General features: G+C 73.2%; 13 protein-coding genes. 10 read left to right on the top strand and 3 right to left on the bottom strand.

What is annotated here, in order from left to right:
• Window positions 1-288 precede the first annotated feature (288 nt).
• Window positions 289-1431: a glycosyltransferase family 4 protein gene (locus tag OO63_RS34120; RefSeq protein ID WP_030362987.1), complete on the top strand. Its 1143-nt coding sequence runs from the start codon at window positions 289-291 to the stop codon at window positions 1429-1431.
• A 229-nt stretch (window positions 1432-1660) separates the two neighbouring features.
• On the opposite strand, the gene OO63_RS34125 is transcribed toward OO63_RS34120, so the two are convergent.
• Window positions 1661-3457, bottom strand: coding sequence for an AMP-dependent synthetase/ligase (locus OO63_RS34125; RefSeq protein WP_030362988.1), 1797 nt, complete (start codon window positions 3455-3457; stop codon window positions 1661-1663).
• 337 nt (window positions 3458-3794) lie between these two features.
• On the opposite strand from OO63_RS34125, the gene OO63_RS34130 reads away from it, so the two are divergent.
• The 6 genes from OO63_RS34130 (at window position 3795) to OO63_RS34155 (ending at window position 8802) form a co-directional block, all read left to right on the top strand.
• The gene (locus OO63_RS34130; RefSeq protein WP_078619534.1) at window positions 3795-4571 is read left to right on the top strand and encodes a metallophosphoesterase family protein; all 777 of its coding nucleotides are present in this window, start codon (window positions 3795-3797) and stop codon (window positions 4569-4571) included.
• Between the two features lie 82 nt (window positions 4572-4653).
• Complete coding sequence (locus OO63_RS34135; RefSeq protein ID WP_030362990.1) at window positions 4654-5091, top strand: SRPBCC family protein; 438 nt, start codon at window positions 4654-4656, stop codon at window positions 5089-5091.
• Window positions 5092-5204: 113 nt separating this feature from the next.
• On the top strand, window positions 5205-6377 hold the full coding sequence (locus OO63_RS34140) for an ArsA family ATPase (RefSeq protein ID WP_030362991.1): 1173 nt from the start codon (window positions 5205-5207) through the stop codon (window positions 6375-6377).
• A gap of 69 nt (window positions 6378-6446) precedes the next feature.
• Window positions 6447-6935, top strand: a complete 489-nt coding sequence (locus tag OO63_RS34145; RefSeq protein WP_030362992.1) for a DUF5304 domain-containing protein — start codon at window positions 6447-6449, stop codon at window positions 6933-6935.
• A gap of 52 nt (window positions 6936-6987) precedes the next feature.
• Window positions 6988-7941, top strand: coding sequence for an ROK family glucokinase (locus tag OO63_RS34150; RefSeq protein ID WP_030362993.1), 954 nt, complete (start codon window positions 6988-6990; stop codon window positions 7939-7941).
• An 84-nt stretch (window positions 7942-8025) separates the two neighbouring features.
• Window positions 8026-8802 (top strand): endonuclease/exonuclease/phosphatase family protein, encoded by a 777-nt coding sequence (locus tag OO63_RS34155; protein ID WP_030362994.1) that lies wholly within the window; start codon window positions 8026-8028, stop codon window positions 8800-8802.
• 195 nt (window positions 8803-8997) lie between these two features.
• Here OO63_RS34155 and OO63_RS34160 read toward each other — a convergent pair whose 3' ends face one another.
• Entirely contained in the window at window positions 8998-9627 is a 630-nt protein-coding gene (locus OO63_RS34160; RefSeq protein ID WP_030362995.1) for a hypothetical protein, read from the bottom strand.
• The gene (locus OO63_RS34165; RefSeq protein WP_030362996.1) at window positions 9620-10399 is read right to left on the bottom strand and encodes an alpha/beta hydrolase; all 780 of its coding nucleotides are present in this window, start codon (window positions 10397-10399) and stop codon (window positions 9620-9622) included. Before OO63_RS34165 ends, OO63_RS34160 begins: the two co-directional genes overlap by 8 nt.
• Window positions 10400-10605: 206 nt before the next feature.
• Here OO63_RS34165 and OO63_RS34170 point away from each other — a divergent pair, with 206 nt between their 5' ends.
• From OO63_RS34170 to OO63_RS34180, 3 genes are all read left to right on the top strand, one after another.
• Window positions 10606-11367: a lysophospholipid acyltransferase family protein gene (locus OO63_RS34170; protein WP_030362997.1), complete on the top strand. Its 762-nt coding sequence runs from the start codon at window positions 10606-10608 to the stop codon at window positions 11365-11367.
• 65 nt (window positions 11368-11432) lie between these two features.
• A complete protein-coding gene (macS, locus tag OO63_RS34175; RefSeq protein ID WP_051811441.1) occupies window positions 11433-12686 on the top strand; it encodes a MacS family sensor histidine kinase in 1254 nt (417 codons plus the stop codon).
• Window positions 12683-13420, top strand: a complete 738-nt coding sequence (locus OO63_RS34180) for a response regulator (RefSeq protein WP_397622219.1) — start codon at window positions 12683-12685, stop codon at window positions 13418-13420. Before macS ends, OO63_RS34180 begins: the two co-directional genes overlap by 4 nt.
• The last annotated feature ends 159 nt before the right edge of the window (window positions 13421-13579 follow it).

Here is a 13579-nt window from a genome sequence, read left to right on the forward strand (position 1 = left end):
GGGTGGGCAGGGGGGTACGGAGGGGGGTTCGGGGCCGTCTGTTTCGGGTCCGTCTGGCCCGGGGCCGTCCCGTTCGGGGCCGTCCGGCTCGGCGTTCCCGGGCTCGGCCCGTGCGGTGAGGGCCTTCGCGGTCGTCCCCGTCTGTCCCGTGCCCGTCATGTCCACCTCGCCCGCTTTTGATGCGTTTAAGTAGGTTTTGGGGAGCCATGATGCCGGGCGGGGCGGCGCGGGCGGGCGAGGCGGGGCCGTGCGGCGCGGGCGGGCGTCCGGCCGGTACTGTCGGCGGCGATGCACAAGACCCTGATCGTCACGAACGACTTCCCGCCCCGGCCCGGTGGCATCCAGGCGTTCCTGCACAACATGGCGCTGCGCCTGGACCCCGCCCGGATCGTCGTCTACGCCTCCACCTGGAAGCGCGGCCGCGAGGGCGCCGAGGCCACCGCGGCCTTCGACGCCGAGCAGCCCTATCCGGTCGTCCGGGACCCCACGACGATGCTGCTCCCCACGCCCCGCGTCACCCGGCGCGCCGTCTCGCTGCTGCGTGAACACGACTGCACGTCCGTGTGGTTCGGGGCCGCCGCGCCGCTCGGCCTGATGGCGCCGGCGCTGCGCAGGGCCGGGGCGCGGCGCCTGGTCGCGACCACGCACGGGCACGAGGCCGGGTGGGCGCAGCTGCCCGCGTCCCGGCAACTCCTGCGCCGGATCGGCGAGTCGACCGACACGATCACCTATCTCGGCGAGTACACCCGCTCCCGCATCGCCGCCGCGCTCAGCCCCGCCGCGGCCGGGCGCATGGTCCAACTGCCGCCCGGCGTCGACGAGAAGACCTTCCACCCCGGGTCCGGCGGCGCCGCCGTGCGGGCCCGGCTCGGGCTCACCGACCGGCCGGTGGTCGTGTGTGTCTCGCGGCTCGTGCCGCGCAAGGGGCAGGACACGTTGATCCTCGCCATGCCGCGGATTCTGGCTCGGGAGCCGGACGCGGTGCTGCTGATCGTGGGTGGGGGGCCCTACGAGAAGGACCTGCGGCGCCTTGCCGCCGAGACGCGGGTCGCGGACTCCGTCGTCTTCACCGGGGCCGTGCCCTGGGCCGAGCTGCCCGCCCACTACGGCGCGGGGGACGTCTTCGCGATGCCCTGCCGTACGCGGCGCGGGGGGCTCGACGTCGAGGGGCTCGGCATCGTCTACCTGGAGGCCTCCGCCACCGGTCTTCCCGTCGTCGCCGGGGACTCCGGGGGGGCTCCGGACGCCGTTCTCGACGGGGAGACCGGGTGGGTCGTGCGGGGTGGCTCCGCCGAGGACTGCGCCGATCGGGTTGTGGCTCTGCTCGGGGATGCGGAGTTGCGGGAGCGGATGGGGGAGCGGGGGCGGTTGTGGGTCGAGGAGCGGTGGAGGTGGGACCTCCTGGCGGAGCGGCTGCGGGAGCTGTTGTAGGCCTCGCGGTGCGCCCCAGTCCCGCCCCTTCTCCGAAACTGGGGCTCCGCCCCAGACCCCGCTCCTCAAACGCCGGAGGGGCTATATATCTCGCCGCAGCGGCAGAAGTTTCAGCCCGTCCGGCGTTTGAGGACGAGGCGCGGAGCGCCGATAAAGCGGGGGTCCAGGGGGCGGCAGCCCCCGGTTTCGGAGAAGGGGCGGGACTGGGGCGCCCCCGCGAGGGCCCGCCTCAGCCCCGGTACAACGCCTCGATCTCGTCCGCGTAATCCTTCGCGACAACGTTCCGCTTCAGCTTCAGCGACGGCGTGAGATGCCCGGACTCCTCCGTGAACTGCGCGGGCAGGACCCGGAACTTCCGGACGGACTCGGCCTTGGAGACCGCCGCGTTGCCGTCGTCGACGGCCTGCTGGACGGCGGCGAGCAGATCGGCGTCCTCCCGCAGGGAGGCGGCCGTGGCCCCGGCGGGCTTGCCGTGCTCGGCGGCCCACCGCCCGAGGAACTCCTCGTCGATGGTGACGAGCGCGCCGACGAACGGCCGCCCGTCCCCGACGACCATGCACTCGGCGACGAGCGCGTGCGCCCGGATGCGGTCCTCGATGACGGCGGGAGCGACGTTCTTGCCGCCCGCCGTCACGATGATCTCCTTCTTGCGGCCGGTGATCCGCAGATACCCGTCCTCGTCGAGGGTGCCGATGTCCCCGGTGTGGAACCACCCGTCGGCGAGGGCCTCCTCGGTGGCGGGCTCGTTGTTCCAGTAGTGGGAGAACAGGTGCTCGCCGTGGAGCAGGACCTCGCCGTCGTCGGCGATGCGGACGACGGAGCCGGGCAGCGGCTGCCCGACGGTGCCGATCTTCTGCCGGTCCCAGGGGTTGAACGCGGTGGCGGCGCAGGACTCGGTGAGGCCGTAGCCCTCGAGGACGGTGAAGCCGATGCCGCGGAAGAAGTGGCCGAGGCGCTCGCCGAGGGGCGCGCCGCCGGAGATGGCGTACTCGCCGCGCCCGCCGAGGACGGCCCGCAGCTTGCTGAAGACCAGCTTGTCGAAGATCTTGTGCTTGACGCGCAGGCCGATGGAGGGCCCGCCCGGGGTGTCCAGGGCGCGGCTGTAGGCGATCGCCGTGTCGGCGGCCTTGTCGAAGATCTTGCCCTTGCCGTCGGCCTGCGCCTTGGCACGCGCGCCGTTGTAGACCTTCTCGAAGACGCGCGGCACGCCGAGGATCAACGTGGGCCGGAACGCGGCCAGTTCGTCGGTGAGGTGCTTGATGTCGGGCGCGTGGCCGAGCTTGATGGGGGCCATCAGGGCGGCCACCTCCACCAGGCGGCCGAAGACGTGCGCGACGGGCAGGAAGAGGAGCACCGAGCACTCGCCGGTGCGGAAGAGCGGTTTCAGGCGCTCCACCACGTTGCCGCACTCCGCGAAGAAGCTGCGGTGGGTGAGCACACAGCCCTTGGGGCGGCCGGTCGTGCCGGAGGTGTAGACGATGGTCGCGGGGTCGTCGGCGCCCGCGACGGCACCGCGCTCGTCGACGGTCTCGTCGGAGACCTCGGCGCCCGCCCGGTTCAGCTCCTCGACGCCGCCCCGGTCGATCTGCCACACCTGCGTGAGCGCCGGAAGCCGGTCCCGCACCGACTCGACGGCCTCGGCGTGCCCGTCGGTCTCCACGACGCAGGCCACCGCGCCCGAGTCGCCGAGGATCCACTGGATCTGCTCGGCCGAGCTGGTCTCGTACACCGGCACGGAGACCGCGCCCGCGCTCCAGATCGCGAAGTCGAACAGCGTCCACTCGTAGCGCGTGCGCGACATCAGGCCGACCCGGTCGCCGGGCCGCACGCCCGCCGCGATCAGGCCCTTCGCGGCGGCCCGCACCTCGGCGCGGAAGGCCGTGGCCGTGACGTCCTGCCAACTGCCGTTCACCTTGCGGCCGATGACCGCCACATCCGGGTGCTGCGCGGCGTTTCTGCGGACGATGTCGGTCAGATTGCCGTCCGCGGGGACCTCGTACAGGGCCGGAAGGCTGAACTCGCGCAAGACTGCTGCTCCTACATAGGGCGCCGACGCCACGACGTTGTGCGATGCGACGGTGCGGTCCAAGGTCGGGCAGGTGCTCAGTCGGGGGGCTCTGGGGGTTCCTCGGGATTGCTTGAGGGGCTGAGCACTACTGGACTGCCCGGACGTTACCCACCGGTATGGCTGGTTCGGTAGGGGGGCCGGGCCAGATGTTCCGTGCGTCACACGACGTTATGGTCTGAACCGCACAGTACGCCACGCTCTTCCTGACTCGGAAGTAACCGCAGGTCCACCGCCCGTGCCCGCCCGACCACCCCGCCCTGGTCGGCTCCGGCCCCGCCGCCATAAGGTGACCGGCATGCGAGGTTTCCGGGTCCATGTGGTCAGTGACGTGCACGGCAACGCCGAGGACCTGGCCCGCGCGGGCGACGGCGCCGACGCCTTGATCTGCCTGGGTGACCTGGTCCTCTTCCTCGACTACGCCAACCACGCGCGCGGCATCTTCCCCGATCTGTTCGGCGCCGAGAACGCCACCCGCCTCGTCGAGCTGCGCACCGCCCGCCGCTTCGAGGAGGCCCGCGCCTTCGGCGCCTCGCTGTGGGCCGGCCTCGACCGCGGCCCCGCCGTGGAGCAGGCGGTCCGCAAGCAGTACGCCGAGCTGTTCGCCGCCTTCCCCACCCCTACGTACGCCACGTACGGCAATGTCGACATGCCACAGCTGTGGCGCGAATACGCCGGTCCCGGCACGACCGTCCTCGACGGCGAGCGCGTGGAGATCGGCGGCCGCGTCTTCGGCTTCGTCGGCGGCGGCCTCAAGACCCCGATGCGCACGCCGTACGAGATCAGCGACGAGGAGTACGCCGCCAAGATCGAGGCCGTCGGCGAGGTCGACGTGCTCTGCACCCACATCCCGCCGGAGGTGCCCGAGCTCGTGTACGACACGGTGGCGCGCCGCTTCGAGCGGGGCAGCCGCGCGCTCCTCGACGCCATCCGGCGCACCCGGCCGCGGTACGCGCTCTTCGGCCATGTGCACCAGCCGCTCGTCAGCCGCATGCGGATCGGGTCGACCGAGTGCGTGAACGTCGGGCACTTCGCGGGGTCCGGGCGGCCCTGGGCGCTGGAGTGGGCTGGGTGACCGTCGCAGGTCGCGTGCGCGGTAGCCTTCAGCGGGCAGGCACAAGCGCCCGCACCGGACCGCATCTGGAGGAGCCACCGCGATGGCGGAATACACCAGCTCGAGCATCACGATCGAGGCGGCACCGGCCGACGTCATGGACGTGATCGCCGACTTCGCCCGCTATCCGGAGTGGACCGGCGAGGTCAAGGAGGCCCAGGTCCTCCAGGCCGACGACGCCGGCCGCGCCGAGCAGGTCCGACTCGTCATGGACGCCGGAGCGATCAAGGACGACCAGACCCTCGCGTACACCTGGACCGGCGCGCACGAGGTGTCCTGGACCCTGGTCAAGTCCCAGATGCTGCGCTCCCTGGACGGCTCCTACCTCCTGAAGCCCGCAGGCACCGGCACCGAGGTCACCTACCAGCTGACCGTCGACGTCAAGATCCCCATGCTCGGCATGATCAAGCGCAAGGCGGAGAAGGTCATCATCGACCGCGCCCTGGCGGGCCTGAAGAAGCGCGTGGAGACGAAGGCCTGACCCTCCGGACGGCGCCCGGCCGCGCACCCCGGCGTGGACAGGGCCCAGGCCGACGGCGCCTCCGCTGAGGGGCCCCGGCCGCCCCCGTCCCGGCCGACGTAGAGTCCCACCCCATGCGCACCCTCCTCCTCACCGGCCCCGGCGGAGCCGGCCGCACCACCCTCGCGGCCGCCACCGCCCTCACCGCCGCCCGCGAGGGGACCCGCACCCTGCTCCTGTCCGCCGACCGCGCCGACACCCTGGGCGCGGCGCTCGGCACCCCCACGGGCCCCCGCCCGGTCCAGGTCGCCCCGGGCCTGACCGCCCTGCGCCCGGACCCGGACCCCGGCTTCCGCGCAGGCCTGCTCACCCTCCAGGAGCACGCCGGTCCCGCCCTGGACCTCCTGGGCGCCGGCCGCCTCGACGACGAGGAGCTGACCCCGCTGCCGGGCGCCGAGGACCTCGCGCTCCTCGGCGCCCTGCGCGCGGCCCCCGAGTCGTACGACACCGTCGTCGTCGACCTGCCCGCCGCCCCCCGCGCCCTCGCGCTCCTCGCCCTGCCCGCCCAACTGCGCCGCTACCTGCGCCGGTTGCTGCCCCCGGAGCGGCGGGCTGCCCGCGCCCTGCGCCCGGTGCTCGGCCGTCTCGCGGGCGTCCCCGTGCCCGCCGGATCGCTGTACGAGGCGGCCGACCGCTGGGACACGGCGCTCGCCGCCGCGCAGGCCGTGATCGAGGACCGGGGGACCAGCGTCCGCCTGGTCGCCGAGCCCGGCCCGGCCGGCGCCGACGCCGTGGCCCGCACCGCCACCGGCCTCGCCCTGCACGGCCTGACCCTCGACGCCCTCCTCGCCAACCGCGTCGCACCCGAGCCCCAGGGCCCCGACCCCGCGCCCTGGCTCACCGCCCTGCGCGCCCAGCAGCACAAGACGCTCGGCGAGTGGACGCACACGTACCGCACCCACGAGATCCCCCACCTCGGCCCGGACCCCCGCGGCGCCGACGACCTCGCCGCCCTCGGCGCCCCCGGCCCGGGACCGGCCCCCGACCCGGTCCGCTGGCCCGTCACCGACGCGCTCGCCACGGAATCGCTGCTGCACTGGACGATCCCGCTGCCCGGCGCCGTCCGCGAGGACCTGGACCTGGTCCGGCGCGGCGACGAACTGGTCATCACCGCGGGACCGTTCCGGCGGATCGCCGCGCTGCCCTCCGCGCTGCGCCGCTGCACCGTCACCGGCGCCGCCCTGCGCGACGGCACCCTGCGGATCCGCTTCGCCCCCGACCCGGACCTGTGGCCCCGGACCCGGTGAACGGCCTGCCGCCATTCGGGTAACGTCGAGAGTACGAATTCGTCGGCCCTGCGCAGGAGTCAGCCCGTCATGAGCGATGCCATCGAGCGCGACGCTTCCGAGCCGGAGCGCCCCGAGCCCGCCCCCGCCGACGCCGACGCGTGGGCCACGGCCTGCGCCGAGGACCTCGCGGCGGAGAAGGCCCGCCGCCGCGCCCAGTACGGGCCGCCGCCAGGATCGGCCGCCGAGGAGCTGCGCAAGCTCGTCGACGCCGTCTCCGACAAGCTCTCCGGACTGCAGTCACCGCTGCTCGGCGCGGTCGCCCAGGGCGCCGTGCAGGAGACGGTGCAGCAGGTCGTCCGGCAGGCGAAGGCCGCCGTGGAGCCCGTCATCGAGCGCAACCCCGACGTCTTCGACCACCTCGCGGCGGCCGGCGCGGAGCTGCTCGCCGCCTACCGCAGCGCGGTCACCGGGCAGGAGGCCCGCTGGACGCGCGATGACACCGCCACCGGCGCCCCGGACGGTTCGGATCGCCGCGACGAGGGCCCCGGACCTGGGGAACACATCGATCTGGACTGACCCCCCTCGGGTACGGTGGGCCGTAGCGGGGCTCGATCGAACTGAGGGATTCATGGGACTCACCATCGGCGTCGACATCGGCGGCACGAAGATCGCGGCCGGAGTGGTCGACGAGGACGGTCACATCCTGTCGACGTTCAAGGTGCCCACCCCCGGCACCTCCGAGGCCATCGTCGACGCGATCGCCTCCGCCGTCGAGGGCGCCCGGGCCGGGCACAGAATCGTCGGCGTCGGCATCGGCGCCGCCGGATACGTCAACCGGCAGCGCTCCACGGTCTACTTCGCACCGAACATCGACTGGCGCCAGGAACCGCTGAAGGACGAGGTCGAGCGGCGCGTCGGCCTGCCGGTCGTCGTCGAGAACGACGCGAACGCGGCGGCCTGGGGGGAGTACAAGTTCGGCGGCGGCAAGGGCCACCGCAACGCGATCTGCATCACCCTCGGCACCGGCCTCGGCGGCGGCATCATCATCGGCAACAAGCTGCGCCGCGGCCACTTCGGCGTGGCCGCCGAGTTCGGCCACATCCGGATGGTCCCGGACGGCCTGCTGTGCGGCTGCGGCAGCCAGGGCTGCTGGGAGCAGTACGCGTCTGGCCGCGCCCTCGTGCGGTACGCCAAGCAGCGCGCCAACGCCACCCCGGAGAACGCTGAGTACCTGCTCTCGCTCGGCGACGGCACCCCCGACGGCATCGAGGGCAAGCACATCTCCATGGCCGCCCGCCAGGGCGACCTGGTCGCCGTGGACTCCTACCGTGAGCTGGCCCGCTGGGTCGGCGCCGGGCTCGCCGACCTGGCCTCGCTGTTCGACCCGTCGGCGTTCATCGTCGGCGGCGGCCTCTCGGACGAGGGCGAGCTGGTGCTCGACCCGATCCGCAAGTCCTTCAAGCGCTGGCTCGTCGGGGCGCAGTGGCGTCCGCAGGCGGAAGTGATCGCCGCGCAGCTGGGCAACAAGGCGGGCATGGTCGGCGCGGCCGACCTGGCCCGGGAGCCCGACCCCATCATGTGAACCCGGCGTACGGATGAGCCCGGGGAAACCCCGGACGGGCCGGAATTCTCCGGCCCGTCCGGGGTTTCCCGTATCTTGATCGCCATGCCGACGAGCCCGACACCCGCGCTGCCCAACTCCCGCACCGAAACGGACGGTTCGGCCGTCGTCCGGGTGCTCAGCTACAACATCCGCTCGATGCGCGACGACACCGACGCGCTCGCCCGCGTCATCGCCGCGTGCGCGCCCGACCTCGTCCTGATCCAGGAGGCGCCCCGGTTCTTCCGGTGGCGCAAGAAGCTGGCCCGGCTCGCCCGCGCCACCGACCTCGTGATGCTCTCCGGCGGCGGCACCGCCGCCGGTCCCGCGCTGCTGTGCTCCCTGCGCGCCACGGTCGAGCGCACCGAGGACGTGCTGCTCCCGCTCACGCCCGGACTGCACCGACGCGGCTTCGCGACGGCGGTGGTGCGCTTCGGCGGCGCCCGCCTCGGCGTCCTGAGCTGCCACTTGAGCCTGCAGAACAAGGAGCGGTACGAGCAGGGCGGGATGCTCCTCGACCAGCTCGCCGGGATGGGCGTGGAGCACGCCGTCGCGGGCGGCGACCTCAACGACCGCCCCGACGGCCGTACGTTCCGCCGACTCGCCACCGGACTTCAGGACTGCTGGGCCACCGAGCCGTGGGGCGGCGAATACACCTCGACCCCGACCGACCCGCACCAGCGCATCGACGGCATCTTCGCCACGAAGGGTGTCGAAATCCTGGGCTGCGGCGTCCCGTTGGACCTCCCGGGCGTGACGGACGACGACCTCCGAGCGGCGACGGATCACCTGCCGGTGCTGGCGGCACTACGGGTGCCGCCCACCAGCGCGGTCGGCGCATGAAGGGCGAGCGCGCAGGACATTTCAGCCCGTCCGGCGCTTGAGGACGAGGCCGGAGGCCGATACGGGGGCACGCTGTCCCACCCGCGGGGGAGTCCGGCCCGATATCAGCCCGTCCGGCGTTTGAGGACGAGCGCGCAGCGCGATCGGCGGCGCCCCCGGCCAAGGGGCACAACCCAGGACCAGGGCAACCGACCGCTAGACCACGGCCCCCCGGCCAGGATCCTCGTCGTCCTCGTCGTCCCCCTTCATCCGGAAGACCAGCGTGGCGAACCCGCCGAGGAACCCGCCGATGCCGAGCGTCGTCAGCCACCACGTCATCTGCCACCCGAGCAGCACCGCGAGCAACAGCAGCAGCGGGCCGCCGATGACGGCGAGCCAGGCGAACTTGGCGGTGACCTCCGCGTCCGGCAGCGGCGGCGGCTCGGGCGGCACGAAGTGGCCCTCGTCGTCCGGGTCGAAGTCGTCCTCGGACGCCTCGGCGGCGCTGTAGTCGCGCGGGCCCGCGCCGCCCACTCCGGGCGCGAAGGACACGGAGCTGCCGAGCGGCTTGCCCACGCCGTCGTCGCCCTTGTCGGCGCCGTCACCCTTGCCGCCGCTCCCGGCGCCGCCGGTGCCGCCGCCCGCGGGGCCGTTGGTCTCCGGCTCCAGGAGCGCCAGGTCCTCCACGGACTTGAACGGCTTGGCGCCGGGCGGGTCAGCGGGCTCCTCGCCGTACCCGGCGACGATGGCCTGCCAGGCGGCGTCCTCGTCGATCGGCACCGCCTGCTCCTGCGGCTCGCGGCTGTCGTCCTCGCGGCTCTCCTCCGCGTCATGCTGCTCAGCCACCGGTGGCCGTCCCTTCCTTGCCTGCGCTGGGGGCGAGCCGGCCGATGAACGTGAAGCTCTCCTCGAAGATCCGGTCCGCGTCGTGGTCCAACGTCGCGACGTGGTAGCTCTGTTCCAGCAGGATCTCCGTGACGTCCGTGGACGAGATCCGGCTGAGCACGCGGGCGGAGTCGGCGGGCGGCACGACATGGTCCTGCGGGCTGTGCAGGAGCAGCACCGGCTGGGTGACCTGCGGCAGCTCGGCGTCGACGACTTGGAAGAACCGGCGCAGCGAGTGCGCGGCGTGCAGCGGCACCCGGTCGTACCCGATCTCCTCCGAGCCCGGCTTGGCGATGTCGCTCGCGATGCCCTTGGTCGTCGGCACCAGGAAGCGGACCACCGGCAGGGCGTGCGCGGCCAGGCCGTGCACCTTGTTCCCCGGGTTGACCACGACCACGCCGCGCACCGCGTCGCCGTACTTCGCGGCGAGCCGCAGCGCGAGCGCCCCGCCCATGGACAGGCCGAGGACGAACACCTCCGCGCACCGCTCGGTCAGGGCGCGCAGCTCGCGGTCCACCTCCGCGTACCAGTCCTGCCAGCCCGTGACCTGGAGGTCCTGCCAGCGGGTGCCGTGGCCGGGCAGCAGCGGCAGCGAGACCGTCAGGCCGCGCTCCGCCAGATGCTCCGCCCAGGGGCGCAGCGACTGCGGGGATCCGGTGAAGCCGTGACACAGCAGGACGCCGACCTCGCCGCCCTCGTGGCGGTACGGCTCGGCTCCGGGGAGGACCGGCACCTTCGGTCTCCTTCTCGAGAGAGCGGGGGGTACTTCACCGTACGCGACCGGACTGACACCGACCAGGTCCTTCGCGCATACCGGACGCGTACGGGGACCGCCGCCGACCGGGGGCGGTCGGCCCCGCTCCGGAAGGAGCGCGGGCCCCACTCGGGTTATGGTCTGATCCACAGACACAGGAGGCACTCGGTTTGATCTACGGCGCAATGAAGCTTTCCATCGGAGGGCCCCTGAAGCTCGCCTTCAGGCCCTGGGTGGAAGGCCTCGAGAACATTCCCGCCGAGGGCCCCGCCATTCTGGCAAGCAACCACCTGTCCTTCTCGGACTCCTTCTTCCTGCCCGCGGTCCTCGACCGCAAGGTCACCTTCATCGCCAAGGCCGAGTACTTCACGACGCCCGGCATCAAGGGCCGGATGACGGCCGCGTTCTTCAAGGGCGTCGGCCAGCTCCCGGTGGACCGCTCGGGCGCCCGCGGCGCGGGCGAGGCGGCCATCAAGAGCGGCATCGAGGTCCTTCAGAGCGGCGAGCTGTTCGGCATCTATCCCGAGGGCACCCGCTCGCCCGACGGCCGCCTCTACCGCGGCAAGCCCGGCGGCCTCGCCCGGGTGGCCCTGGCCACCGGCGCGCCCGTGATCCCCGTCGCGATGATCGACACCGAGAAGATCCAGCCGCCCGGCAAGGTGATGCCGAAGCTCATGCGGCCCGGCATCCGCATCGGCAAGCCCCTGGACTTCAGCCGCTACCAGGGCATGGAGCACGACCGCTTCGTCCTGCGGGCCGTGACCGACGAGGTCATGTACGAGATCATGAAGCTCTCCGGCCAGGAGTACGTCGACATCTACGCGACCGCCGCGAAGCGTCAGCTCAGCGAGGCGGCCAAGGCGGCGAAGGAGGCGGCCAAGAAGGAAGCGGCCGCCAAGGAGGCAGCCGTCAAGGAAGCGGCGGCCAAGGAACGGTCCGGCGCGTAGCCGCGTCCGTGTAGAGGGGCGTCCGTGGGAGAGGGGCGCACGACGGCGTCCTGTGGGGTGGGGTAGTGGCCAGGCGCGAGAAGGTCATGCGAATGTCGGTCGAGCAGCCGCTCTGGCGTGCCCTGACCGCGTACCGCGTGCTGACCATGCTGTACGCCATCGGCCTCTTCGTGGCCGGGTACTCCGCCTTCGCCCGCCCCTGGCTCGCCATCGGCTACTACGTGGTGCTCGCCGCCTGGACGCTCGCCACCATCCCCAAGGTCTCCGGCGCCGCGAGCTGCACCAAGCGCTTCCTCGCCGTCGACCTCGGGGTCGCGCTCACCGGCATCCTGCTCACACCGGTCGCGGTCGAGCACTGGCGGGTCGTCGACGGCGGGCCGACGCTGCCGTCCATATGGACGGCCGGTTCCGTGCTCGCCTTCGCGATCAAGGGCGGCTGGCGCTGGGCGGCCTTCGCCTCGCTCCTCGTGGGCGTCGCCAACGTCGTGCAGCGCGGCGCGTTCAGCCGCGACACCGTCCACAACGTCCTCCTCGTCTGCATCGCCTCCATCGCCATCGGCTACGTCGTGGAGGTCGCCCGCGCCTCCGAGCGCACCCTCGCCCGCGCCCTGGAGATCGAGGCCGCGACCCGCGAGCGCGAACGCCTCGCCCGCGACATCCACGACAGCGTGCTCCAGGTCCTCGCCATGGTGCAGCGCCGCGGCACCGCCATCGGCGGCGAGGCGGCCGAGCTCGGCCGGATGGCGGGCGAGCAGGAGGTCGCCCTGCGCACCCTGGTCGCCGGCGGCCTGATCCCCACCTCGTACGCCTCGGAGGACGTCTCCCAGGGCGCCGTCGTCCGGCTCGTCGAGGACCCCGACGACCCCGAAGGCGCCGACGGCGACGCCACCACCGGCGCGAGCAGCTGCGACCTGCGCCTGCTCCTCGCGCCCTTCGCCGGGTCGAAGGTGACCCTGTCGGAGCCGGGCGCCGCGGTGACGCTCGCGCCGCACGCGGCCAGGGAGCTGACCGCCGCGGTCGGCGCCGCCCTGGACAATGTCCGCAAGCACGCCGGGTCGGACGCCCGCGCCTGGATCCTGGTCGAGGACGAGCCCGACGCCGTCGTCGTGACGGTTCGCGACGACGGCCCCGGCATCCCGGAGGGGCGGCTCGCCCAGGCCGAGGGGGAGGGGCGGCTCGGGGTGGCGCTGTCCATCCGGGGGCGGCTGCGGGACATCGGGGGCACGGCCGAGCTGATCTCGGTGCCGGGCCAGGGCACGGAAGTGGAACTGAGCGTCCCGCGCACGCGGGACGGGGGGAAGGCGGAAGCGGAACGATGAGCAGTCAGCACGAGCAGCACCAGGCGTCCGCGGCCGGGCAGGCCGGGGCGGACGCCGCCGCGCCGGTCAAGGTCATGGTCGTCGACGACCACCCGATGTGGCGCGACGCCGTCGCCCGGGACCTCGCCGAGTCCGGCTTCGACGTGGTGGCGACCGCGGGCGACGGCGAACAGGCCGTGCGCCGCGCCCAGGCCGCCGCGCCCGACGTCCTCGTCCTCGACCTGAACCTGCCGCTGAAGCCCGGCGTGCAGGTCTGCAAGGAACTCGTCGGCGCCAACCCCGCCCTGCGCGTCCTGGTCCTCTCGGCCAGCGGCGAGCACGCCGACGTCCTGGAGGCGGTCAAGTCCGGCGCCACCGGCTACCTCCTGAAGTCCGCGTCCACCGCCGAGCTGATCGACGCCGTGGGCCGCACCGCCGTCGGCGACGCCGTGTTCACGCCCGGCCTCGCGGGCCTGGTCCTCGGCGAGTTCCGACGCCTCGCCTCCGAGCCCGCGCCCGCGACCCCCGACGAGCCCGGCGCCCCGCGCCTGACCGACCGCGAGACCGAGGTCCTGCGCCTGGTCGCCAAGGGCCTCAGTTACAAGCAGATCGCCGAACGCCTGGTCATCTCGCACCGCACGGTGCAGAACCACGTCCAGAACACCCTCGGCAAGCTCCAACTGCACAACCGGGTGGAGCTGGTCCGCTACGCCATCGAACGCGGCCTCGACACCGACGACTCCGCGGGGGCGTGACCCCGGGGCCCGACGCCGGGCCATGACCTCCTTCGGGTGAACCGGAGCCCCCCTCTGCACCGCAACTCCCGCACCACGCCCCGGAATTCACCGTTCGTCCCATGCCGAAGTGACGCGGATCACCATTAGCGTGGCCCGCGTCAGCGCAATCGCGGCGAA

Origin of the sequence: Streptomyces alboflavus, assembly GCF_000716675.1 — a bacterium.
Classification (GTDB): domain Bacteria; phylum Actinomycetota; class Actinomycetes; order Streptomycetales; family Streptomycetaceae; genus Streptomyces; species Streptomyces alboflavus.